The sequence below is a fragment of the Staphylococcus sp. AS1337 genome (assembly GCF_051408735.1).
Taxonomy (GTDB): Bacteria; Bacillota; Bacilli; order Staphylococcales; family Staphylococcaceae; genus Staphylococcus; species Staphylococcus xylosus_B.
Map to the genome: position 1 here is coordinate 17,783 of NZ_JBOIHZ010000012.1, position 21,745 is coordinate 39,527.

At 29.3% G+C, this 21,745-nt stretch carries 26 protein-coding genes; 12 read left to right on the forward strand and 14 right to left on the reverse strand.

Annotation, left to right across the window (positions count from 1 at the left end; translation table 11 throughout):
• Positions 1 to 14: 14 nt before the first annotated feature.
• Both dapA and ACSUE0_RS13915 read left to right on the forward strand, forming a co-directional pair.
• Positions 15 to 896 (forward strand): 4-hydroxy-tetrahydrodipicolinate synthase, encoded by an 882-nt coding sequence (dapA, locus tag ACSUE0_RS13910; protein ID WP_404476961.1) that lies wholly within the window; start codon positions 15 to 17, stop codon positions 894 to 896.
• A 10-nt stretch (positions 897 to 906) separates the two neighbouring features.
• A complete protein-coding gene (locus ACSUE0_RS13915) occupies positions 907 to 2,382 on the forward strand; it encodes an aldehyde dehydrogenase family protein (RefSeq protein ID WP_404476958.1) in 1,476 nt (491 codons plus the stop codon).
• 29 nt (positions 2,383 to 2,411) lie between these two features.
• On the opposite strand, the gene ACSUE0_RS13920 is transcribed toward ACSUE0_RS13915, so the two are convergent.
• The 4 genes from ACSUE0_RS13920 to ACSUE0_RS13935 all read right to left on the reverse strand — a co-directional run bounded on the left by ACSUE0_RS13920 (position 2,412) and on the right by ACSUE0_RS13935 (position 5,526).
• Positions 2,412 to 3,647, reverse strand: coding sequence for a hypothetical protein (locus ACSUE0_RS13920; protein ID WP_404476956.1), 1,236 nt, complete (start codon positions 3,645 to 3,647; stop codon positions 2,412 to 2,414).
• Between the two features lie 391 nt (positions 3,648 to 4,038).
• Positions 4,039 to 4,134, reverse strand: a complete 96-nt coding sequence (locus ACSUE0_RS13925; protein WP_107399593.1) for a type I toxin-antitoxin system Fst family toxin — start codon at positions 4,132 to 4,134, stop codon at positions 4,039 to 4,041.
• A 122-nt stretch (positions 4,135 to 4,256) separates the two neighbouring features.
• A complete protein-coding gene (locus tag ACSUE0_RS13930) occupies positions 4,257 to 4,913 on the reverse strand; it encodes a hypothetical protein (protein ID WP_436957764.1) in 657 nt (218 codons plus the stop codon).
• Positions 4,914 to 5,097: 184 nt separating this feature from the next.
• The gene (locus tag ACSUE0_RS13935; RefSeq protein WP_107531347.1) at positions 5,098 to 5,526 is read right to left on the reverse strand and encodes a plasmid mobilization protein; all 429 of its coding nucleotides are present in this window, start codon (positions 5,524 to 5,526) and stop codon (positions 5,098 to 5,100) included.
• Positions 5,527 to 5,936: 410 nt separating this feature from the next.
• Here ACSUE0_RS13935 and ACSUE0_RS13940 point away from each other — a divergent pair, with 410 nt between their 5' ends.
• Genes ACSUE0_RS13940 through ACSUE0_RS13950 form a run of 3 tightly spaced genes read left to right on the forward strand, consistent with a single transcriptional unit; the run spans position 5,937 to position 7,751 of the window.
• Complete coding sequence (locus ACSUE0_RS13940) at positions 5,937 to 6,299, forward strand: plasmid mobilization protein (protein ID WP_203266971.1); 363 nt, start codon at positions 5,937 to 5,939, stop codon at positions 6,297 to 6,299.
• Complete coding sequence (locus tag ACSUE0_RS13945) at positions 6,281 to 7,270, forward strand: relaxase/mobilization nuclease domain-containing protein (protein WP_208182369.1); 990 nt, start codon at positions 6,281 to 6,283, stop codon at positions 7,268 to 7,270. The genes ACSUE0_RS13940 and ACSUE0_RS13945 overlap by 19 nt, the downstream gene beginning before the upstream one ends.
• 28 nt (positions 7,271 to 7,298) lie before the next feature.
• Positions 7,299 to 7,751: a DUF334 domain-containing protein gene (locus ACSUE0_RS13950; protein ID WP_124226769.1), complete on the forward strand. Its 453-nt coding sequence runs from the start codon at positions 7,299 to 7,301 to the stop codon at positions 7,749 to 7,751.
• Positions 7,752 to 8,378: 627 nt separating this feature from the next.
• Here the strand turns inward: ACSUE0_RS13950 and ACSUE0_RS13955 are convergent.
• Complete coding sequence (locus tag ACSUE0_RS13955; RefSeq protein WP_069792583.1) at positions 8,379 to 8,594, reverse strand: hypothetical protein; 216 nt, start codon at positions 8,592 to 8,594, stop codon at positions 8,379 to 8,381.
• Positions 8,595 to 8,680: 86 nt separating this feature from the next.
• Between ACSUE0_RS13955 and ACSUE0_RS13960 the strand changes: the two genes are divergently transcribed.
• Positions 8,681 to 9,148: a hypothetical protein gene (locus ACSUE0_RS13960; protein ID WP_069792584.1), complete on the forward strand. Its 468-nt coding sequence runs from the start codon at positions 8,681 to 8,683 to the stop codon at positions 9,146 to 9,148.
• Between the two features lie 660 nt (positions 9,149 to 9,808).
• Here ACSUE0_RS13960 and ACSUE0_RS13965 read toward each other — a convergent pair.
• Together ACSUE0_RS13965 and ACSUE0_RS13970 are read right to left on the reverse strand one after the other, a co-directional pair.
• On the reverse strand, positions 9,809 to 10,276 hold the full coding sequence (locus tag ACSUE0_RS13965; RefSeq protein ID WP_069792585.1) for a GNAT family N-acetyltransferase: 468 nt from the start codon (positions 10,274 to 10,276) through the stop codon (positions 9,809 to 9,811).
• A 21-nt stretch (positions 10,277 to 10,297) separates the two neighbouring features.
• Positions 10,298 to 11,269: a replication initiator protein A gene (locus ACSUE0_RS13970; protein ID WP_069792586.1), complete on the reverse strand. Its 972-nt coding sequence runs from the start codon at positions 11,267 to 11,269 to the stop codon at positions 10,298 to 10,300.
• A gap of 515 nt (positions 11,270 to 11,784) precedes the next feature.
• On the opposite strand from ACSUE0_RS13970, the gene ACSUE0_RS13975 reads away from it, so the two are divergent.
• The 3 genes from ACSUE0_RS13975 (at position 11,785) to ACSUE0_RS13985 (ending at position 15,426) form a co-directional block, all read left to right on the forward strand.
• On the forward strand, positions 11,785 to 12,471 hold the full coding sequence (locus ACSUE0_RS13975; protein WP_069792587.1) for a DUF536 domain-containing protein: 687 nt from the start codon (positions 11,785 to 11,787) through the stop codon (positions 12,469 to 12,471).
• A 186-nt stretch (positions 12,472 to 12,657) separates the two neighbouring features.
• Complete coding sequence (locus ACSUE0_RS13980; RefSeq protein WP_436957773.1) at positions 12,658 to 13,245, forward strand: DsbA family protein; 588 nt, start codon at positions 12,658 to 12,660, stop codon at positions 13,243 to 13,245.
• A gap of 36 nt (positions 13,246 to 13,281) precedes the next feature.
• A complete protein-coding gene (locus ACSUE0_RS13985) occupies positions 13,282 to 15,426 on the forward strand; it encodes a peptidase domain-containing ABC transporter (RefSeq protein WP_069792589.1) in 2,145 nt (714 codons plus the stop codon).
• A 70-nt stretch (positions 15,427 to 15,496) separates the two neighbouring features.
• On the opposite strand, the gene ACSUE0_RS13990 is transcribed toward ACSUE0_RS13985, so the two are convergent.
• The gene (locus ACSUE0_RS13990; RefSeq protein ID WP_256093185.1) at positions 15,497 to 15,619 is read right to left on the reverse strand and encodes a hypothetical protein; all 123 of its coding nucleotides are present in this window, start codon (positions 15,617 to 15,619) and stop codon (positions 15,497 to 15,499) included.
• 90 nt (positions 15,620 to 15,709) lie between these two features.
• Complete coding sequence (locus ACSUE0_RS13995) at positions 15,710 to 16,510, reverse strand: ABC transporter permease (RefSeq protein ID WP_069792590.1); 801 nt, start codon at positions 16,508 to 16,510, stop codon at positions 15,710 to 15,712.
• A 174-nt stretch (positions 16,511 to 16,684) separates the two neighbouring features.
• On the opposite strand from ACSUE0_RS13995, the gene tagH reads away from it, so the two are divergent.
• The 3 genes from tagH (at position 16,685) to ACSUE0_RS14010 (ending at position 18,414) form a co-directional block, all read left to right on the forward strand.
• Positions 16,685 to 17,482, forward strand: a complete 798-nt coding sequence (tagH, locus tag ACSUE0_RS14000; protein ID WP_069792591.1) for a teichoic acids export ABC transporter ATP-binding subunit TagH — start codon at positions 16,685 to 16,687, stop codon at positions 17,480 to 17,482.
• Between the two features lie 130 nt (positions 17,483 to 17,612).
• Positions 17,613 to 17,759 carry a hypothetical protein gene (locus tag ACSUE0_RS14005; protein ID WP_172592846.1) on the forward strand — a complete coding sequence of 49 codons (147 nt, stop codon included), beginning with the start codon at positions 17,613 to 17,615 and terminating at the stop codon, positions 17,757 to 17,759.
• Between the two features lie 91 nt (positions 17,760 to 17,850).
• The gene (locus ACSUE0_RS14010; protein ID WP_069792592.1) at positions 17,851 to 18,414 is read left to right on the forward strand and encodes a TIGR00730 family Rossman fold protein; all 564 of its coding nucleotides are present in this window, start codon (positions 17,851 to 17,853) and stop codon (positions 18,412 to 18,414) included.
• Positions 18,415 to 18,501: 87 nt separating this feature from the next.
• Here ACSUE0_RS14010 and ACSUE0_RS14015 read toward each other — a convergent pair whose 3' ends face one another.
• The 5 genes from ACSUE0_RS14015 to ACSUE0_RS14035 form a co-directional block, all read right to left on the reverse strand.
• Complete coding sequence (locus ACSUE0_RS14015; protein ID WP_069792593.1) at positions 18,502 to 19,788, reverse strand: MFS transporter; 1,287 nt, start codon at positions 19,786 to 19,788, stop codon at positions 18,502 to 18,504.
• A gap of 1 nt (position 19,789) precedes the next feature.
• A complete protein-coding gene (locus ACSUE0_RS14020) occupies positions 19,790 to 20,548 on the reverse strand; it encodes a glycerophosphodiester phosphodiesterase family protein (protein ID WP_436957766.1) in 759 nt (252 codons plus the stop codon).
• Between the two features lie 271 nt (positions 20,549 to 20,819).
• A complete protein-coding gene (locus ACSUE0_RS14025; RefSeq protein WP_069792595.1) occupies positions 20,820 to 21,092 on the reverse strand; it encodes a type II toxin-antitoxin system RelE family toxin in 273 nt (90 codons plus the stop codon).
• Positions 21,089 to 21,316 (reverse strand): type II toxin-antitoxin system RelB family antitoxin, encoded by a 228-nt coding sequence (relB, locus tag ACSUE0_RS14030; protein ID WP_069792596.1) that lies wholly within the window; start codon positions 21,314 to 21,316, stop codon positions 21,089 to 21,091. The genes ACSUE0_RS14025 and relB overlap by 4 nt, the downstream gene beginning before the upstream one ends.
• A 91-nt stretch (positions 21,317 to 21,407) precedes the next feature.
• A complete protein-coding gene (locus ACSUE0_RS14035; RefSeq protein WP_436957768.1) occupies positions 21,408 to 21,569 on the reverse strand; it encodes a hypothetical protein in 162 nt (53 codons plus the stop codon).
• Between the last annotated feature and the right edge of the window lie 176 nt (positions 21,570 to 21,745).

Below are 21,745 nucleotides of genomic sequence, written 5' to 3' on the forward strand. Positions count from 1 at the left end.
AAGGAGAAATGAAAATGGAAAAATTCAAAGGGGTATACCCAGTTATCATAACACCTATGAAAGAAAATTTTGAAATAAATTACGAAGGTTTAAAAGAAAATGTTAATTACTTTATTAAACAAAAAGTCTCTGGACTTGTAATAAATGGGAGCACAGGCGAGTTTGTTTCATTAACAGAAAAGGAAAAAGAAGAAATAATTAAAACAGTTCTATCAACTGTAAATGGTGCTTTTCCCATTATTGTTGGTACGGCAAGTGAATATACAAATGATGCTATTCGTTTAACACAATCTGCTGAAAATTTAGGGGCAGATGGCGTTTTAGTTATAAACTCATATTATGCACATCCTACTGATGAAGAAATTTATCATCAATTTAAAGATATTGCTGAGAGTACATCTTTACCAGTCATGATTTATAACAATCCTTTTACTACAGGAATAGATATTGATCAAAATACATTAATTGATTTAGGTAACAACGTAAAAAATATTACGCATTTAAAAGAATCGAGTGGTTCTATTCAAAAATTAAGAGATATACATTACGCTACAGGTAATAATTTAACATTATTCTGTGGTAGTGATGACTTAGCGTTTGAGTCTATTGTAATGGGAGCTCAAGGGTGGGTTTCAGTTGCAGGAAATTTAGCTCCGAATTTAACCAAAGAGTTATATGAAAAAATAGAGTCAAAAGATTTTAATTCTGCACATGAAATATATAAGAAACTTTTACCATTATTGCAATTTATAGAAGATAGTGGAAAGTATGTACAAATTGTTAAAGCAGGTATGGAAATTAAAGGATTAAACGGTGGACCTAGTAGGCCACCAAGAAGAAACTTAAACACAGAAGAAACAAAAAAATTAAAAGAAATTATTTCAACTTTAAATTAGGAGGAATACTATGACAAAAACAATCAAAATGCCAGCAAAAGTACAAAAATTTATTAAACATGATATCGGATTATTCATTAATAACGATTACGTAAGTAGTGAAAATCACAACACTTTTGAGGTATATAACCCAGCAGATGATACACTTATTACTCGAGTTGCAGAAGCGAATTCAAAAGATATCGATTATGCAGTAGAATGTGCTGAAAAAGCCTTTAAAGGTGAGTGGAGTCAATTAACTGCACAAGAACGTAGTGATTTAATCATAAAATTTACGGATTTATTAGAAGAAAACAAAGAAGAGTTAGCTTATTTAGAAGCATTAGATAACGGCAAGTCATATGAAATCGCGCTTTCAGACGACATACCAGGAGCAATTAACCAATTTAGATATTACGCAGGTTGGGCTACTAAAGTATTAGGGCAGACCACACCAATAAGTCCTGAGTATTTTAATTATTCAGTACATGAACCTATAGGTGTTGTAGGGCAAATTATTCCGTGGAATTTCCCACTGAACATGGCTTCATGGAAAATGGGGGCGGCTCTTGCAACGGGATGTACAATTTTAATTAAACCGGCAGAACAAACCCCTTTATCATTATTGTACGCTGCACAATTAATTAAAGAGGCAGGTATACCTCAAGGTGTTGTTAATGTGGTTCCCGGTAGGGGGCCAGTAACAGGAGAAGCAATTTCAACCCATCCTAAAATACGTAAAATTGCTTTTACAGGATCTACGGAAACTGGGAAAGGGATAATGAAAAAAGCTGCAGATACAGTTAAAAACATCACTTTAGAACTAGGAGGAAAATCGGCTAATATTATATTTGAAGATGCTGATTTGTCTGAAGCAGCAACAACTGCAGTAGATGGAGTAATGTTTAATCATGGACAGAATTGTAGCGCTGGTACTAGAATATTTGTGCAATCTTCTATTTATAAAGAGTTTGTTGAAAAATTCATTGAGCAAACAAAAAATATTAAAGTCGGATTTGGTACCGAAAAAGGTATAGATATGGGACCATTAATTTCACGTAAACAACAACAGCGCGTTGAAGAATATATAGATATTGGAGTAAAAGAAGGTGGCACTATAGCTTACCAACAAAGTATAGAAGATAGTAAAGGATATTTTGTAGCCCCTACTGTATTTACAGATTTAACAGATGATATGCGTATTGTTCAAGAAGAAATTTTCGGACCTGTAGCATGTATATTACCGTTTGAAACAGAACAAGAAGTAGTGGAAAGAGCTAATGCCAGTGAATATGGTTTAGCTGCGGCAGTATGGACAAAAGATATTCAAAGAGCAATTAATGTAACAAATCAACTAGAGGCAGGAACTGTTTGGATAAATGATTATAACTTAGAAGACCCTTCTGCAGCATTTGGTGGTTACAAACAGTCAGGTATTGGTAGAGAAATGGGGAGTTACGCGTTAGATAACTATACAGAAGTTAAATTTGTATGGGTCAAATTATAGATGCAAAAAAATAGGAGGGGATGCCCTTCCTATTTTTTTGCATCTTTTTCTTTGTATATTGCCCTACGTTGATTACAATTTTTAATTTGCAATTCCTTACGATATTTTGCAACAGTTCTTCTAGAAATAAAAATATCCTCTCCTTTTAGGTAAGAAACAAGGGTGTCATCAGAAAAAGGGTTTCGAAATGGCTCATTTTTAATTAAATATTTAATTTTATGCTTAATATGATGAGTTGAAATAGTAGAATTATATGGTTGTACAAATAAATCAGATAATTTATATAAAGTATGATTAATCTGTATATAACGTGAATGGATGCCGCGACTGATAGTGGAAGGATGCATATTAATATTTTCTGCAACCATATTTTGAGTTAAAGGACGGTATTTTAATTGATTGTTATTGAGGATCCCCTCATATTGAACAGTAATAATCATGTTAATTATTTTGTATAGTGTTTCAGTTCGCTTTGAAAGTATTGTTTTTAAAAAATTAAACTTACTTTCATTTTGTTTATAAATTTTATCGTGGACTGGAGCACTTTCATCTAGAGATAAAGCATTGATATAATGATCATTCATTTTGATTGTAAATTCTTTATTCTTTATAGTTATATATGCTTCTGGAATAATATTTTGCGGAGCGTTGGATTCAAGATAAGGAAAAATGTCTTGATCTTTAATATAGGATAAATAGTTTACAAATGACTCATGTGAAACATCATAATTCTCAAGGAAATTAAAATTTGCATTCGCAATATCTTCAAGATGATTTCGAAATAAACCGAATAATGTGTTATCCCATAATTTTTTTTCCTGTAATTGGAATGAGATGAAATCAAATGTATTTTCGCTACCACAACCAATAGGTGATAAATTTTGTATTATTTTTTTAATAGATTGGAATTCTATGAAAGTAATATTTTGCTGATTACAAAAGGATTTTTTGTCTATGTCAAAAAATCCTTTATTATCAAGATTTAAAATTATGAATTTAGCTATATGAAAATATTTATTTGTTAAATTGTAATCGAAAAGTTGATCAATTAAATCTTCCCTTATATTAGTTTCAGAACTCTTGTAATTATCCATAGACATAGTGTTTTCGCTGTTATTAAATTTATATTGAATATAGGGATAATTATCTTCCACACGATATAAATACTGAATAATGTCTTCTTGTTTATAGGAGAGCATCTTAAGTGACTGTAACTGATAATTAGATAGTTGCATTTCATGGTTTAATATTTGCTCATTACTCATTAAATTGCCACCTTTCTCAAATAAATAAAAGTAGTATATGATTATCTATTAGTTGTTATTTTACATTTAAAAGTATTTTAATCATAATATTATTACAAGTTATAAAAAAAGTTTGAAAATAACTTCATAGAGGTAACTTAATTTATAAATCCCTATATCACAGCACTAAAAATAATATTAATTTTCTTTTTTCATATGAAAGTAATAAAAGCACCAAATATACTCTGAAAATTATATTTATATATCAATAAAATTAAGATAAAAACATAATTTTGCATTCCCCTACGCTATGATGTTATAATGCACTTAACAAGAATATCTGCATTTGATGCACCAAACCCCTCACTACTGAGAATAGTGAGGGGTTTTTGGTGTGACTTAGTCGCCTATTTTACTTATCATCACGTTTGCGAAGCCAATACGCAAAGAAAGCGACAATGCAACCACTTGCTGCTGTGGTCATGATGTGAACAAGAATATCTGTCATTTTCTGCACCTCCTCTCTACGTCAAATTGACGCCTGAGAGATAGGCGACTTCCCTATTATACCATCTGTTAATCTGCAAGCATATGCACTTCCGATAAGTTGAATTATGTATTTTAATTAGATTAACATTTCTTATCTTTTTTAGAAAAATAATTTAATAAAAGTATTTTCGCCCTATTATTCTTTTTATCTATACTATCAATAATCATTGAAAGTATCCCAAAGCTTAAAAAATAATAGATATTGTAAATTATTAAATTTAACATTGCAGCACTTGAATCATTCAAAAAAGTAATATTAGAGATGGTAGAATATAACAATGTTAGTACAATTGTAAATACACTCAGTATCAACCATGCTATTTTTTTCTTTTTATGTTCTTTAGAGAATATAAATCTTTTATAAAAAAATTTGTTAAATATACATGCTATTTCTTCGAATTTTTCTCCATGATGATTATAGTATCTATAATGTAAGCTCTTATATAATCTTCTTAAAGGATAATCTACATCTTGACTATTAATCTGTTTTTCTATATCTCTAACTGTATCTAGTCTAATCATTTCTTCATAATAATTTCTATTAAAACTATGTTTTATAAAATACCGTTTATCTTTATCTATAAAAACAATGAAGAAATTCAATGATTTTTTTATTAATAATATGCACATTAAGTAATACACAAAAAGAAAAGCATATGTAGTGATAGATAATATAATAGAAAGAAATTCGTCTTTTATTTTTAATAAAAGTAAATAATCTATAAATACTGGAAGCATAAAACATATCCCAACAATAAGGACATTCATCAATAATATAAAATAATAATCAACCTTTTTTTTCAAAATCCACAAACTTTAATAATGTCTTAAACGCATGTACTACAATTGCTACCATGATATGCTCCTCTTTTCGACTTAAACAAGTAATTCCAAATTTTTAATTAATTTAATTTCATACTTTTTATTTCAGTTTTTCAATAACATCCCTAATCTCTTCTTTTAATTTTTCATCATTTTTATAGCCATTTAAATTGATATATTCCGCATCGTTTTGCACATACTTTAAGAAGTCTTTAAATGTATTCACATAGCCTGCATACTGATAATATTGCTCTTCTAGATTATCGAAATCTTCTCTTGTCACTTCATATTGACCATAACCTGCCATAAGTTGCTTTTTAAGATCTTGATTCTCTTTTTCAAGTTCATCAATACGTTCATCGGCAGGATATAAAATCGTCGGTTTAATTCGATTGCCTAATGCAGTAAGTCGTGTATATGCCGTTGGATTTAAATCCCTTATTTCCGCAAGTTGCTTTACTTTTTCATACTCGTCTTCAGTTAAATTGATATTGATTGTTTTAGCTTTTTTATGATTTTGATCTGGCATTGATATCCCCTCCATAACTAAGTAAATACTCAAAAAATAAACACTATTTTGATTGAGTGATTGCTTAGTTATCATTCTAACATATGAGGGGATATTTGATGAGTATTTACTAATTATATAAATAATATTTATATTTAGTAATTACTCATATTTACGCTCACATTTTTGAGCGTAAGGACTAAGCAAATACGCATGCGTATTTGCTATTTTTTCGCAGAAAAAATCACAGGGGGCTTGGGGGATTTATCCACCAACAAGCAGGGCATCTAGACACGAAGTGGCTAGCATTCCCATTGCTTGCCAAACCTCTGAAACGATGTGAGGAAGGTTATATTATGTTATAATATAACCAACGGAACAACGTATCTTTCGTTAGAAAGCGAGGTGGGGTTGTGAGCGAACATAAAACAATGCGTGAAGGGAACGAAGCTGTCGGGAAAAACCTAACCCCCGACCGCAAGGCACCGAAACAAATTAGTTTTCGTGTGAGCGAATCCGAATATTCAAAGTTACAGGCTTCGGCTGAAACTTTGAATATGAGTGTGCCTTTGTTTGTTAAAAACAAGGCACAAGGGGCTCGATTAGTGGCGCCCAAATTAGACAAAGTCACGCGCCAATCGATGGCCAAAGATATGGGTAAGTTGGGCAGCAACTTAAACCAAATTGCTAAAGCTTTAAATACGTATGGCGAGCGCGCAAATATGGAACAAATGCAACAAGATATCGCCATCATGCGTAAGGAGTTGAATCATATATGGCAACAACTAAAATAAGTCCTACGAAATCGACATCACGGGCCATTAACTATGCAGAAAAACGCGCTGAAGAAAAAAGTGGTTTAAATTGCGACATCGATTATGCGAAAAGTGCGTTTAAAGCTTCTCGCGAAGTTTACGGTAAAACAGACGGCAACCAAGGTCATGTGATTATCCAGTCATTTAAACCAGGAGAAGTAAACCCTGAACAGTGTAATGCACTCGGTTTAGAACTAGCCGAAAAAATAGCGCCTGATCATCAAGTGGCGATTTATACGCATGGTGATACTGATCATGTACATAATCATATCGTGATTAATGCCATCAACTTAGAAACAGGAAAAAAATTCAACAACAACAAACAGGCACTCAAAAACGTCAGACAGGCAAATGATGAAGTTTGCCGTAACCACGATTTATCCATTCCTAACGACCAAGCAGAGATACGCTACACACAAGCTGAACAAAATCTCATAGATAAAGGGAAACAATCATGGAAAAACGACATTCGAATCGCCATTGATGAAACACAAGCGACAGATATGGAAAGTTTTCAAGAACAATTACGTCCGAAAGGCATCATTATTGAACGTGTGACGGATAAGACGATCACATATAGACATATAGAAGCAGATAAAAAAGTACGTGGCAGCAAATTAGGGGATATTTATGACAAAGGAGGCATTACACATGGCTTTGAAGCCGAGAAACAACGTAGAAGAAGAAAATACGAATCAAAATCAACAACTCCTGAACGAACTCCAAAAGATCAATCAACGCATAGACAGCCTAGAACAACGCTTAACTGGTCAGCTTTCGACCAATCAACCCAAGCCCTCTTCAATGAACGCAAACGCCGTGAACGAGCTGAAAGAACAGAACGCGAAGCTCGGGAACAGGATGATCGAGCTCGAGCAGCGAGAGCAAAACAGATCGAATCAGAACCAAAACTTAGTAAACGAACTAAAGGCTTCGACCTCGAACTTTAAAAACTACTTAGATAAAACAGAAACCAAAGTGATTAAAATTTCCAATCAAATGTTAGCAAAAATTGATACCAAACATATAACTGAGGATGTCACAAAGGCGTTTAGACAAGAAAAAGATGGTATGTATGAGGATCTCAAAGGTATTCGGATGGCCAACCAAGAACAGCATGAAGCATTGAATAACAGTTTAAAAGAAAATCAAAAATTGAATAGCACGTTTAAATCGAGTATCAAAAGTATGACGCATGGTATCGGGGCTTTATACTTCGTTATTTTATTGATGGCCTTAGTTTCTATCGTTACCGGTCCGATTGGACACGTTTTAGGTATTGATAGCATGTACAGTGCGCTGCATCATACGATTACACATACACAGTCTGCATGGGGCTACTTATGGTATATCGCTTATATCGTCCCTTATATACTCTTTGTTTTAATTTTGTTGGGTTGTTTAAGCCTTTTAAGATTATTCGAGAATTAAAATAAAAACTACTGTTAGCAATTAATGCTAACAGTAGCAAGTGTGAAACAAATAGTTACATTAAAATCCTATTATATTAATACCTTTAATTTATTTAAATAAACAAAGTAATGCTATGTTTTAAAACAAGTAATTCAGAATAAAATGCTAATCAGGGAAAGGATCATTTTTTTGCAATTTTTATACGGTTTTCTATTTATTATTATTTTTGTTCCTCTTTGTATATACTTCCAACTATCCGTAGGAAGATTTCAAAAAAGAAGAACGGGTAAAAGCGATAAGGAATTAAAAATTGATAGAAAACACTTAATTCTAGGCGCTATATATTACACTTTTCTAGCTATATTATTAGTCATAAGTAAATTATATTTCTAATTAACAAAGGCTATATGCTAAAGTTCAGCATATAGCCTTTGTATCTATTAATTTTAAAGAACGTTATTTCTATATAGTATCAAGACAAGAAAAAACTCGTTTCAAAAACCAAAAATTAAAGGGATAAAAATGAATATTTAACAAAACTTTTCGAAGACGCTAAAACACTAATAAAAGTCTCGGTCTATTTAAATCAAGACTTTTTAGTTCATTGTTTTATTCCAATTCCTCTATTTTTTGCTTTAAAATTAATTAAAAAATTAGTAATAAAAGCAAAAGAATAATTACAGCCACAATTAATATAATAAAATCTTTCTTATTTCTCTTTTTATAAGCAATAAAGAATAAAAAGAGAAATAAAACACCTAATCCTAGATAAGCTAACCAACTTAAATCAGCCAAAAAGCTAATGAAAAGTATTATTATATAAATAATTAGTGCTATTTTAGTCATTTTTTCATAAGTCATAAAAACTTCTCCTTTTTTATTAAGAATATTGAAAATAATACATTTTTTGTTAAACTCTCACAAGAATATATTATAGGAGTGAAAGAATGAATAGTTTAATAAGAAAAATAGGTACGGTAACAATTTCTGTAGCATTATTATCAACTGTTACAACATCATTTGTATCACATCAAAATACAAACAATAAATTACATAACACTGCTGAAGCAGCTGGTGGTTGGAAATATTCAACTTCTAAAACAGGTAATACATCAGGTAATAAACTCGCTCAACAAACTGGTGCAACCGCAGTTTTAGGTTTATTAGGCGCTGCTTCAGGCGGCGGTACAGTAGCTGCAACATTCCTTTCATCAGGAGGATTCTTAACAAATAAAGCAATTTCTAGTAGCAAAACTGTATATTACACTGATAAAATTTATCAAAGACAAACATTACAAGGTCCTGAATTTAAACATGTAATCACTTTTTATAAAAACAAAGCTAAAACTAAAAAAATCGGAACAACTTCAATCCTTCAAAAAACTGTAGTAAAAGGTGAATCAGGAAAAAAATAAAAACACTGTAATTGCTTTATTAACTTTGAGTATCGGAATCCTTAACAATCCCAAAAATTATCGAATGGTTGAATTAATAACTCACGCTATGCCGATATTCGCCTGCAAGTTTAGTTAAGGGTTCTTCTCAACTTTAATAAATTTTCTCGGCATAAATGCGTGTTCTACTTTTTATTTTTACTCACCTTGATAACAAAAAATGCCATTCCAATACAAAACCACATACCTATAATCGATAACCACATAGCAGCCATAAAATCACTCCTTTTTAGCAAACTTTATCACAAGACTTAATAAAATTTTAAATACCCTTATTTTGAATTTAAAGGGGTATATTAAAGATTTAATGTCGGTCATATAGTTTTTTGCCTAAATACTTACATAAGCTCTTAAAACGCAAATATGAGCCAAATAAGAGTATGTCTTTCTGACACTTATTTGTATTTTTTGTATGCCCTCCCCCAAAACCAATAGAGCTATTACAAACATTTTTCTAGTTTGATTGGAACTCCCTAAAATTTATATAACTTCAAAAGTTAAATTATTCAGGGTATTTTTATCCATGACCAGTGGCGATTTTTTTAGACACTACCCATCTACATGCAAATCTTAATTTGTATTGCTAAACGCTATATTTCTCAAAGTACAGTGTAACTTCTTTTAAATATGCTTTTTCATTGAAACAATTTTCAACTTTTGATTGTTCGGTTTATCAATCGTTGTTTTACTAAATACCTCATACCCCATCGACTCATAAAGACTTATATTTTTAGAAACGGTTGCACGCACTTTGCATTGTATTTCATTTGCGCCCTGTTTTTTGCCATAAGTCTCTAAATATTCCAACATATTCTTAGCAACACCTTTGCCCTGCTTTTGAGGTATTACTGATAAGCGATAAAAATATAAAATCGATTTATTTAATTTAAATCTAACCATGCCAATGGGTTGATTGTTTTCATAAGCTATTAAGGCTTGTTCGCCTGATTTAAATGAATCAGTAATCATTTGATGTGTTTCTTGTAAAGCACTAGACGGAGACACTTCATTTTTATATTCAGAAAAGGCTTGAATCATTACATCATGAATTATAGCGATGTCTTTAAAATTTGTTGTTTGGATGATCATCTTTATTTCACCTTCTCAGTGTTATTGATTAAAGATATTATGTTTAGGTATATTTTGACGACGCATATTCAGTGCATGTGTTTCTTCGAGTTCAGCTTTAATGGATTGCATTAAATACCCTTGCATCGCTTCAACGGTTTCATTCTTTTGTAGCAACATCGCTTTAAAACGTTTCAACACACTTACAATTTCAAACTCCACATCTTCTAAACGGTAATAGGTATCATGTGCATTATTAAATGATTTCTTCCCTTTGAGTAATACACTTTTAATAATTCGTACTTCTCTAATTTCAAATTTACTTAAATAGTCTTGAAGTTGTTGTGGCAATTCTTGGAGCACTTGGAACTTAAGTGCATCATTATTAAATTCGGTTTGTTGATGATTTGTATGATTCGAATGATTATGGTTTATTGGATTGTGGTATGTATCATTCAAGTCATTCGGATCATTATTCTCAGTCTCTATATAGTCAGTATTACTTAAGTCAGTATCATTAGTGTATTCTTTTGATATGTCATGATGTATCAAATTAATATTTCTTGATGTATCATTATCATATTTCTGGACGTATGATAATGATACGTCCGTGTTATTGCGATGTTCTATATCGTTTTCTTGTTGTGAAATATAATATACATCAGCTTCTGTTACTTCCGGTTTTTTAATATATAATTTATTAGGTTTATTTAAACCTACTCTTATTTGATTGAATAAATCAGCTTGAGTTAATTCTTTTTTAATTTTAGATAGCTTATTTGGACTACTAATATTTAAAATAGATTTAAGCTTTTCATTGGTATAAATAAAAAATATATCTCCATTTTTATCTACCCAATTATTTCTTATAGATAAATCTAAACGATCTCTTAGTATCGACCAAGTTATTTTTGCATCATTAGACAAATTAATATATTTAGGATTCGTAAAAAACACTTTAGGTAATTGATAAAATTTCTCTTTTTGGATTTCTTTAATATTAAAGTTGGACATACAAAAACCTCTTTCATATTTAAATTTCTAAAAGAGGTAATAAAAAGCTATAAGTAAGTTTATATGTATTCGACTTGCACTAACAATTCTTAGTATATATAATAAGAATATAACAACTATATAAACAAACAAATCACTTGTTTTATTACCGAAGAAACCTGACTATTCCCGTAGTTGGGTTTCTTTTATATATATTTATAATAACACTTTTAAAAGTTTTGTTAAATTGTTTATATACATTTGGGTGTATGCATTTTCAAAGAAGGATAAAAGTTCGTATAATGCCTTTATGTGATTATGCCGTATAAGAACGTATAAACACTTATAGAGCAAGTATAAAGAGAATATAACCCCTGTATAAACAGGGTTAAAAGTTTATACATATAACCCTATATACCTATACGTATAACTATATAAAGTTATATGTGTAATGAATTATATGTACTTGTAATAACAAGTATAATGGCTATATAATGGTGTAAGCGTTATGTACATAACTATATGGGGGCCGTTATATGAAGAGTATGAAGAAAATTGCCGATGAATTAAACGTAACAAAAATGACTGTTTATAATAATGCTAAAAAAGCAAATGTAAAATTTCAAAAAATCGATAACGTAAATTACTTATCCAGTGAAGATGAAATTATAGTAGTAAACCGAATAAGAAAAAATCAAAATAAGAATGATGATTTTGAAGGTGAAAAAAAAGAAGAAGCTGAACCTAATAATGATAACCTGGTGAAAGATGAGATAATAAAACAATTATATAACCAAGTAGATATATATAAAGAACAATCAAATAGAGATAAAGAACAAATAAATACACTTAATAGACTTTTAGAGAATCAACAAATATTAGCTTTAGAAAGTAATAAAAAGATTCAAAAGCTAGAAAATCAATTAGAGGAAGAAAGACAGCTTAATTATCCCTTTGATACATCTGTTAATGATAGGAAAAACGTTAATGTGAAAGAATCAACATTCACCGAAGATTCTAAAGGCATTAATCAACAACAAGATGATGAACAGCCAAAAGAAGTACAATATGAAGATATAACTGAAGAGAAAAAGGATGACAGTACAAACGAAGAGGAATTACCAAAAAATGATAAACTATCTGAAGAAATAGAAAGTGAGATTGATAATAGGGGAGAACAGCCCTCTAAAAAGGGGTTTTGGAGTCGTTTATTTGGTAACTAATTGTAAATAAAAAGGCACGACAAGTTTATGAACATGTCGTGCCTTTTTTATCTGAATCGAACTTCTGATAATCATCGGTTATGTAAATTATATCAATAACTTAGATTAAATATAAAAAGTATTTTCTTAAAATAGCTATATATAAATTATTAATTATTTGTTATGTTTATATTGTTTGATATACATATAAAGAGATTATTACTAATGAGAAGAATTTTGATTTTAATTATTACAGTAATTTTTGTTTTATCAGCTTGCAATCAAGAAAATAAACCTAAAAATGAAATTATTATTTACGGTGACTACAAATGCCCATATTGTAAGAAATTAGAAAAAAGTATAATGCCAAAATTAAAGAAGGATTATATTGATAAAGGTAAAGTTAAATTCACGTTTGTTAATATGGCTTTTCTAGGTGAAGATTCTATTAAAGGATCAAGAGCTGGTCATGCAGTTCAAAATATCGCGCCTAAACAGTTTCTGGAGTTTCAAAAAAATATGTTTAGTGTACAACCAAATCATGAAGATAAATGGATTACTAATAAATTATTAGATAACCAGATTGAAAAATTGGATATAAGTAAAGAAAAGAAAGAAGAAATAAAGAAAGACTATAAAATTAAAGATAGTCAGTCTTGGAATGGTGCTAAAGAAGATAAAATCAAAGCAAAAGAAGAAAAAATTAAAATGGCACCTTCCGTTTTTATTAACGATAAAAAGGTAGAGGATGTTTACAATTTTAATGAATATAAGAAAAAATTAAATAACAATTAGAGTGGTACTTTTAAAGATAAGAAAGGATTTATTTTAATGAAATTCATTAAACAGTATGATGAAAGTGACTGTGGACCGGCATGTTTAGCTATGATAAGTCAATATTATGGAAAAAAAACGCTAGTCTCAAGAATTAGGAAATGGTCAAGAACAGATGAAGAAGGTACTAGTTTATATGGGCTTATAAAAGGTGGAGAGCGTTTAGGAATTGAATTAACAGGGGTTAAAGCCGATGGAATAAAAGATATACAAGTTTCTGACTTACCTTTAATTGCTCACATTTTAAATGAAGATGGGTTTCCACACTTTATAATAATAGAAAAGAAGACTCATAATAAATTGTATATTATCGATCCAGCTAAGGGAAAAGAAAAGATGAGTTTCTATGAATTTGAAAAAAATTGGGATGGCATATTGATGCTTGTTAAAAATAATCCGAATTTTGGCTATGATGAAACACTTCCTAGTAAATATAAATTATTCAGTGAAATATTAAAAGATAATAAATTTATTATTATTAATATATTCATTTTATCTATAGTAATAAACTTATTAGGTATTTTTGGAGCTTTTTATTATAAGTATCTTATAGATACTATCATACCTTCAAGAATTTTAGAAAATTTACATATGATTACTATAGCAGTTTTATTTTTATATGTAGTAAATGCAGTTGTTTCTTTAATTAGATATCAAATATCTTTAAAATTAAGTTTAAAGATAGACATGGACTTTATGAAAAAATATTATCAACATGTTTTAAATCTACCTGTTACATTTTATGAAAAAAGAAAAAGTGGTGAAATTTTATCCAGGTTCTCTGATCTTTCTAATATAAGGGAAGCTCTATCTTCAGTGACAATAACATTACTTGTTGATACATTGATGGTTATAGTTGGAGGAAGTATCTTATTTATTCAAAGTCCTATACTTTTCTATATCACTCTATTTCTTATACCATTATATTTATTCATCGGCTTATCTTTTCGAAAAGTTTTGAAAAAATATAATAGATTAGTTATGGAACAAGATGCCACCTTGGATGCTTATCTTATTGAAAGTTTTTCAGGATATCCAGTTATTAAAAGTTTCGTAGCAGAGAATGAAGTCTTTCAGAAAGGAGTAAATTACTTTGAAAAGTTAATAAAAAGACTTTATAAATTGAATTTCTTTATAAATATCCAACTTACTATTAATGACTTTATGAAAATGACTACGACATTAGTGATTTTATGGGTGGGATCTTTTATGATTATGAAAGGTGAATTATCACTAGGTGAACTGTTAACATTTAATGCGCTAGTTATATACTATATTGATCCAATAGAACGTTTAATAAACTTACAGCCACAAATACAGTCTGCTCTTGTAGCTACTCAAAGGTATTTAGATATTATTGACATAAAAACGGAAAGTAATATAAAAGAGAAAAAGACGAATTCAAATATCCAATTTAAAGAACTATTAGAAATCAAAAACTTAAATTTTCAGTATGGTTTTCAAGAAATGACATTAAAAAATATAAATATATCAATTCCTAAAAATCATAAAGTATCTATTATTGGTGAAAGTGGATCGGGTAAATCAACTATTGCAAAGCTAATTGATAATTTTCATATAGAATATGATGGAGAAATTAAAATAGATGATGTTATAACCAAAAATATCTCAAGAGATTCTTTAAGATCTATGATTACTTTCGTTACACAACAAAATTTTATATTTGGTGCAACAATTAGAGATAATTTAAAAATAGGGCTAGAAAGAGAAGTAACTGATGAAGAAATAATGGAAGTATGTAAGATTGTTTGTGCTTATAACTTTATAAATAAACTACCACAAAAATTAGATACTCAATTACATAATAGCGGAACTAACTTATCAGGAGGGCAATTACAAAGAATATCTTTAGCAAGAGCTATTCTTAAGAACTCCGACATATTACTTTTAGATGAGGCCACTAGTTCGTTAGATACTCTAACTGAAAAAGAAGTGTTAAAAAATATAGAAAAATATGTTAAAAATACAACAATAATATTAATTACTCATAAATTGAGCAATGTCAAGAATTCGGATAATATATATTTACTTAAACATGGAGAAATTATTGAGCAAGGAAAACACGAAGATTTGTTAAGAAATAAAGGAGAATATCACAAATTGTGGTCTAATCAATTTTAAGAATTAAATATTATATACATAAAAATCAAAAAATCCCTCTTTAATATATTAAAGAGGGATTTTTTGATTTTTATGGAGTTGCGCAACCTTTAACACCTGGAGCAAATTCGATACAATTGTGTTTATTCTTTTTCTTCTTCTTCTTTTTTCCACCAGATATATTCAATAATTCTGAATCGTTTAATTTTTTCATGTTATTCCACCTCCTATGTATAAGTTCACTGTAACATAACTAAAACCTATAGTCACTCACAATATTATTTTTAAAAAGAATAATATCACTTTATATAAAGTCGGAGAATCGATCTCTATAACGTACATGCAATATTGATCCTAAAGAGAAAATGAAAATAACAAGAACAATATTATATACGGTTAGATGCCAATGGGTAATAAAAAACCACTCATGGTGTAGAATAGCTGCTCGATATCCTTCTGCTAAAAAAAATATTGGATTAAACTGCATAACAGTCATAACTAATTGATTATTAGGTAAGTATAAAATCGAAGAAACAAAAAATATCATTCTCATTAATACTTGCATTATTAATTGAGTATCTCTAATTAATGCACCTAAAGTTGACGTTAATAACGCTATAGCATTTGTTAAAACTAATGCGTAGGAAATATAAATAAGTAATTGTAAGGTGTATATTGATGGAGTATACCCACCAATAAGACAAAGACCCATTACAATTAATAATAAAAAGATGTGTCCATAGAACTTGCTAAAAACTGTATAACTAGGAATAATAGATAAAGGGAAATTCATTTTAGCTACTTGATTATATTTAGAGGTAATGGATTTAGTCCCTTCGAGAACTCCTTGGTTTATGAAAAACCACATGCTAATGCCAACCATTAACCAATATATAAATGGGACGCCTTCCATTATTCTATTACTTTTTATACCTAGACCAAAAATAAACCAAAAAACTGCAATTTGCATAGCAGGGTTAATTAATTCCCAAAGAATACCTAAATAATTATTTTTATTAGAAATTCTTACTTGAAACTCAGCTAATCTTTTTATTAAGTATAGATTGCTTAACTGTTCTTTAAATACAAAATATGTTGATTTCATTAAAAACCACACTTTCAAAGATTGAAATTTAATTTTTTGAAGTAACTATGTAATATAAATGTACATGTACATGTAAATACTTTAATACAAAATACTATTAACATCTATGCACTTTACAATATTTGAACTAATAAAACAATATAATTAATATTAATTATTGAGGAGGTTATAACAATGGATTTGTCAGTAAGTATAGAAAAAGTAACGAAAGAGTATAAACTTTATCGTAATAATAAAGATAGAATTAAGGATCTACTCTTCCCTTTTGCTAAAAGTAAAATATTTAGCGCTTTAGAAGATGTTTCTTTAAATGCATACAAAGGAGATATTATAGGCCTAGTTGGGATTAATGGATCAGGTAAGTCTACATTAAGTAATGTAATAAGCGGTGTTTTATCTCCAACAAAAGGCAATATCGAAAGAAAAGGTAGCGTTAATAGTATAGCGATAAATAGTGGACTAAATAATCAACTTACTGGATTTGAAAATATTGAGTTTAAAATGTTATGTATGGGTTTTTCAAAAAAAGACATTAAAGAATTGACACCTAAAATTGTTGAATTTAGTGAATTAGGCGAATTTCTTTACCAACCAGTAAAAAAGTATTCAAGTGGTATGCGATCTAAACTTGGTTTTTCTATTAATATTAATGTTAATCCTGACATTTTAGTTATAGATGAAGCTTTGTCAGTTGGAGATCCAACCTTTACAGATAAATGTCTTAAAGAAATATATAATTATAAAGAACAAGGTAAAACAATATTTTTTGTCAGTCACAACATGAAACAAATAAGAGAATTTTGTACTAAAATTGCTTGGATCGAGGGCGGGAAATTAAAGTATTTTGGAATAAAGAAAGAAGTATTACCTAAATACGAAAGGTTTTTGAAAAATTTTAATAATTGTTCTAAAAAGGAACAAAAGCAAATAAAAATGAAAATAGATGCTTCTAGGTTAACAATAAGAAAATAGTATTTTAGACACTTATGCTCTATTTACAAAAAGTTAAGAAATATAAGTAACTATATATGGTAAATATTATTCTGGATTAGCAAAAGCAAATTATAATAAAAATGATGGAGAGTTAACTGTAAACCACATATTGATTACAGAAATAGACAATAAAAACCAACAGATTGTATTAGATGACCAAAATAAATTCAACGATGATGAAATTATAAAATACGAGGATACAGAAGAAGCCAAAAAACAAAAAGAGAAAGAAAAAGATGATTTAGATAATCTATAATGTGAAAACTACTTAATAGACTGTATTATCTTGCAATGGCATGTGTATATAAATGTTTTAGCATTAAATTATAAGGGGGGGGAGCTTTTAAATGAATATTGTTGTTTATTGTGGAGCTAGTGAAGGAAATGCAAATATTTTCAAACAAGAAACTATAAATTTAGGAATGTGGATAGCTAAGAAAGGTCATACTTTAGTTTATGGTGGCGGAAATGTTGGTTTAATGGGTCTGTTAGCAGACACTGTATTGAATAATAAGGGAAAAGTTATTGGAGTTATTCCAGAATTTTTAATTGAAAGAGAACTTTCTCCTCCTAACTTAACAGAATTACATATTGTTAACACTATGTCTGAAAGAAAATCAAAAATGATAGAATTAGGGCAAGCTTGCATAGCTCTTCCTGGGGGCCCAGGTACTTTGGAAGAAATAACAGAAGTGATATCTTGGGCACATGTTGGCAAAAATGATAGTCCTTGTATATTCTATAACATAAACAGTTATTATCATCCAATGGAAAATATGTATGATGACATGGTTAAAAATGGCTTTTTAACTATAACTGATAGAGAAAAAACACTTTTTAGTAATTCTTTAGATTCTATAGAAGAATTTATTTCTAATTATGAAAAACCAGTAGTACGTAGTTATAAATAAAAAGCAGCGATAATTATCGCTGCTTTTTTAATACCTTTGAAACCTCGTTTATTGCAGTGGTGGAATAAAAAAGTACACCTAATTCACTTATATAGTATTTCCGCTTTTTCGTTTGTTAATAATAACTAATAATAAGGAGGATAAACTGCCTAAAATAGCTATTCCTATACCTATTTTAAATATCAATTCGTAAGCAACGATTTTATCATCAGAATACAAATCAAGTAATGACCCATTCATGGTATAAACCCAAAATATTGGAGCGTAAGCAACAAAAGATCCTATACTCATTGCAGACCCCATATATTTCTCAGGTATCTTAAGTTCTGCTATCGGAGCTAAAATAACGCTTTTAGATAAAAAGGTAGTTACTGAGAATAAGATTAAAAGTACAAAACTGAAAATCATACCCACTTTAAAAAATACAACAATCGATAATGTGATAGCCGAAATTAATAAAGCAACAGAAATCATTTTAGATGAAGATTTAAAAACGAAATCTGAAACAACTCCAGCTACAAGCCCCATTAAAACGCCCATTAAACCAGTATTAAAAATCCCAAATAATGCTGTTTGCGACGTCGATAAATTATACATGTTTTGTAAATATGGGACACTATAGATTAAAATTATGTAACACCAATATATAGTTAAAGCACTGATTGAAGCAAGCCAAACCTTTGGTTTTGAGAAAACAAAAAAGATTCCCTTAAGCGCTTCGAGTGACTTATTTGATGTATCACTTTCATTGATTTCTTCCTCTACGGCCATACCATTCTTAGGTACATACTTAATAATTAAGAAAATAAGAGGTATTATTAATAAATTATATATCAACATACCTCCTTTAAATATAATAAGTCCACTAAAGAGTGCCATAACAGCAACGATTAATAAATTCATTAGCATTTCTTCTGCTCGTCTCACCGATTCTAAGAGACCAAAACCGAGCGCACGTTTATTTTCGTTAGTAAATAAAGTAACGCCATTTAATACTGCTGGCCAAAAGAAAGCGTCCACTATTCCCCATATAATGGCAATTATTTTTAAAATACTAAATGAGGGAGAAAACATTATTACGACAGTCATGGTAACAAAGCGAACGACCAAACCAAAAATTAATATAGATTTAACAGAAAACCTGTTGTTTATCCATCCGCCAGGTATATAGAAGAATACAGATATACCAATTAAACTAAATATAACGCCTAACTCTGAATTAGATATGTTCAAAACTTCAAGTAATAAATTGTAAAAAGTTCCTTTGAAGGCTTCAAAACCTGAGTATATAAGTTGTCCTGCTGTTAAAACAGAAAAGAAACCTACTAAGTCTTTTCTATTTTTTAAGCCTAATTTTTCAATTAACATATTCATATTACTGCACCGTTTCTTCCGAACTTAGGTGTAGTAACTCATTGGCCATATCTGTAAATATGCCGTTTACGCCCCAATTAAACAGTTCGTTAGCTCTTCCTTTATCGTTTACTGTCCAAACATTTAAAGTATAACCTTGAGTAATAATATGATTAACCTTTTCTTTTGTTAATCCTTTATCCTCTATATGTATAGTTTTAGATCCTAAATAATCGACGATTGATTGCCAATCTGGATAAAATGCATGTTCTTCAAATAAAACAGCTCTTTCAACTTCAGGCAATGATTCTTGAGCTAATTTTAATAACGTAAAATTAAAACTAGATATAAGCACTTTAATATTGTCATTCAATAAACCAAGATTTTCTTTTAAAAGTTGGATTAACTTTTTCGATTGGTTTACACTATTATTGCCTGTAACACCTTTCAATTCAATATTCACATTAATATCATATTTGTTTACAATATCGATTAATTGTTTAAATGTAGGAACTGTTTCTTTATTGTATTGTTCCCCGAACCATAGTCCAGCTGAAGCATTTTTAATATCTTCATAATATGATTTAGATACTTCACCCGTCATGTTTGTTGTTCTATCTAAAAAGTCATCATGTATAATAATTAATTCTTCATCAGCTGTAATAGCTATATCTATTTCTATCCAATTTAAACTATCAATTTCCCCACATTTTACAAAAGAAGCTAATGTATTCTCTGGTGTGATTTTAGGTAAACCTCGATGTGCAAATATTGTATTCATTTATAAGACTCCTTATTATTTTATTCGACAATATATGATACTACATTATGTAAACGCATCCAACACTTTTTGAAAAATTTGTTAATAATGTTCAATTTATATTTAACATTATTAACAAAGAGGGCATATAAAAACAAATTAATAATATAAAAAAAGACTTCTTAGAATTTAAGAAGTCTTCTTTTATAGTTAATTCTGATTTTGTTATTCACTTTATACCTTTACCTAGATAAGCATATTTTATTACTACTGTAAGTAATATATAATCATCTTATTTCTTGTTATATATACTACCTCTTATACCTACATCAATTGCTAAAACTACTAGTTCATCATCTTGAATTTCAACTATAATTCTATATTTACCTACTCTATATCTCCAAAGGCCAGATAACTCACCTCGTAAAGTTTTTCCATGAAGTCTAGGGTTGTCAGTGTTGTGAATATTATTGTTCATCCATTTCAATAATAGATTTCTAGTGGGATTGTCCATTTTACTTAAAGTTTTATTTGTTTTTTTACTAATTTTTAATGAATACTTCATTTAACATTCCACTGTTTCATTACATCGTCAATATCGAGAGCTTGTTCACCATTTTCACGATATTCTTTTAAAGCATCATCACCAACTTTAGCATCATAAATATTTTCTAAATCTTCTATAGTGTATTCCTTGATTATCTTACTTAAACTTAGTCCGAGAAAATTAGACATATATTCTAAAAATTCTTTTTCCTCATCGCTTACTCTTACTGTGATAGTAGCCATAATGTAACCTCCATACATCTATTTATTAAGTTGATTGTAACACATATGTAAGACAAACTCGAACACAAACGTGTTCGTATTCAATAAAGGGTTATTCTGTTTGGTATTTTTCATCACTCTTTTTAAGTGATCTATCGCTATTAGTTGTTGCTGCTCCTAATACTTCTTTTTTTCCATTTTCACTAATAACTGAATATTCATAAGTTACTTTTGGTTTGTCTTTATATATAACTTGTATTTCAGGTCGTCCCATTTTTGAATTATATGTTTCGTTTTTAGACTTTTTATTTTTTTACTTATAATTTGATAATCTTCTTCTTTTTCTTTGTTAACGTTATTTTTGTGAATGGTCTTTATTATCATACCTCCAGTAACAATTACAATGATTAAGCTAGCTATTATTACAAATCCTTTTTGATTACTACTCAT

Bases quoted from the DNA above. Each gene is read 5' to 3' on its own strand.
- dapA (WP_404476961.1), top strand. From the start codon at position 15: ATGGAAAAATTCAAAGGGGTATACCCAGTTATCATAACACCTATGAAA.
- ACSUE0_RS13915 (WP_404476958.1), top strand. From the start codon at position 907: ATGACAAAAACAATCAAAATGCCAGCAAAAGTACAAAAATTTATTAAA.
- ACSUE0_RS13920 (WP_404476956.1), bottom strand. From the start codon at position 3,647: ATGAGTAATGAGCAAATATTAAACCATGAAATGCAACTATCTAATTAT.
- ACSUE0_RS13925 (WP_107399593.1), bottom strand. From the start codon at position 4,134: ATGACAGATATTCTTGTTCACATCATGACCACAGCAGCAAGTGGTTGC.
- ACSUE0_RS13930 (WP_436957764.1), bottom strand. From the start codon at position 4,913: ATGCTTCCAGTATTTATAGATTATTTACTTTTATTAAAAATAAAAGAC.
- ACSUE0_RS13935 (WP_107531347.1), bottom strand. From the start codon at position 5,526: ATGCCAGATCAAAATCATAAAAAAGCTAAAACAATCAATATCAATTTA.
- ACSUE0_RS13940 (WP_203266971.1), top strand. From the start codon at position 5,937: ATGCGTGAAGGGAACGAAGCTGTCGGGAAAAACCTAACCCCCGACCGC.
- ACSUE0_RS13945 (WP_208182369.1), top strand. From the start codon at position 6,281: ATGGCAACAACTAAAATAAGTCCTACGAAATCGACATCACGGGCCATT.
- ACSUE0_RS13955 (WP_069792583.1), bottom strand. From the start codon at position 8,594: ATGACTTATGAAAAAATGACTAAAATAGCACTAATTATTTATATAATA.
- ACSUE0_RS13960 (WP_069792584.1), top strand. From the start codon at position 8,681: ATGAATAGTTTAATAAGAAAAATAGGTACGGTAACAATTTCTGTAGCA.
- ACSUE0_RS13965 (WP_069792585.1), bottom strand. From the start codon at position 10,276: ATGATCATCCAAACAACAAATTTTAAAGACATCGCTATAATTCATGAT.
- ACSUE0_RS13970 (WP_069792586.1), bottom strand. From the start codon at position 11,269: ATGTCCAACTTTAATATTAAAGAAATCCAAAAAGAGAAATTTTATCAA.
- ACSUE0_RS13975 (WP_069792587.1), top strand. From the start codon at position 11,785: ATGAAGAGTATGAAGAAAATTGCCGATGAATTAAACGTAACAAAAATG.
- ACSUE0_RS13985 (WP_069792589.1), top strand. From the start codon at position 13,282: ATGAAATTCATTAAACAGTATGATGAAAGTGACTGTGGACCGGCATGT.
- ACSUE0_RS13990 (WP_256093185.1), bottom strand. From the start codon at position 15,619: ATGAAAAAATTAAACGATTCAGAATTATTGAATATATCTGGTGGAAAA.
- ACSUE0_RS13995 (WP_069792590.1), bottom strand. From the start codon at position 16,510: ATGAAATCAACATATTTTGTATTTAAAGAACAGTTAAGCAATCTATAC.
- tagH (WP_069792591.1), top strand. From the start codon at position 16,685: ATGGATTTGTCAGTAAGTATAGAAAAAGTAACGAAAGAGTATAAACTT.
- ACSUE0_RS14010 (WP_069792592.1), top strand. From the start codon at position 17,851: ATGAATATTGTTGTTTATTGTGGAGCTAGTGAAGGAAATGCAAATATT.
- ACSUE0_RS14015 (WP_069792593.1), bottom strand. From the start codon at position 19,788: ATGAATATGTTAATTGAAAAATTAGGCTTAAAAAATAGAAAAGACTTA.
- ACSUE0_RS14020 (WP_436957766.1), bottom strand. From the start codon at position 20,548: ATGAATACAATATTTGCACATCGAGGTTTACCTAAAATCACACCAGAG.
- ACSUE0_RS14025 (WP_069792595.1), bottom strand. From the start codon at position 21,092: ATGAAGTATTCATTAAAAATTAGTAAAAAAACAAATAAAACTTTAAGT.
- relB (WP_069792596.1), bottom strand. From the start codon at position 21,316: ATGGCTACTATCACAGTAAGAGTAAGCGATGAGGAAAAAGAATTTTTA.
- ACSUE0_RS14035 (WP_436957768.1), bottom strand. From the start codon at position 21,569: ATGGGACGACCTGAAATACAAGTTATATATAAAGACAAACCAAAAGTA.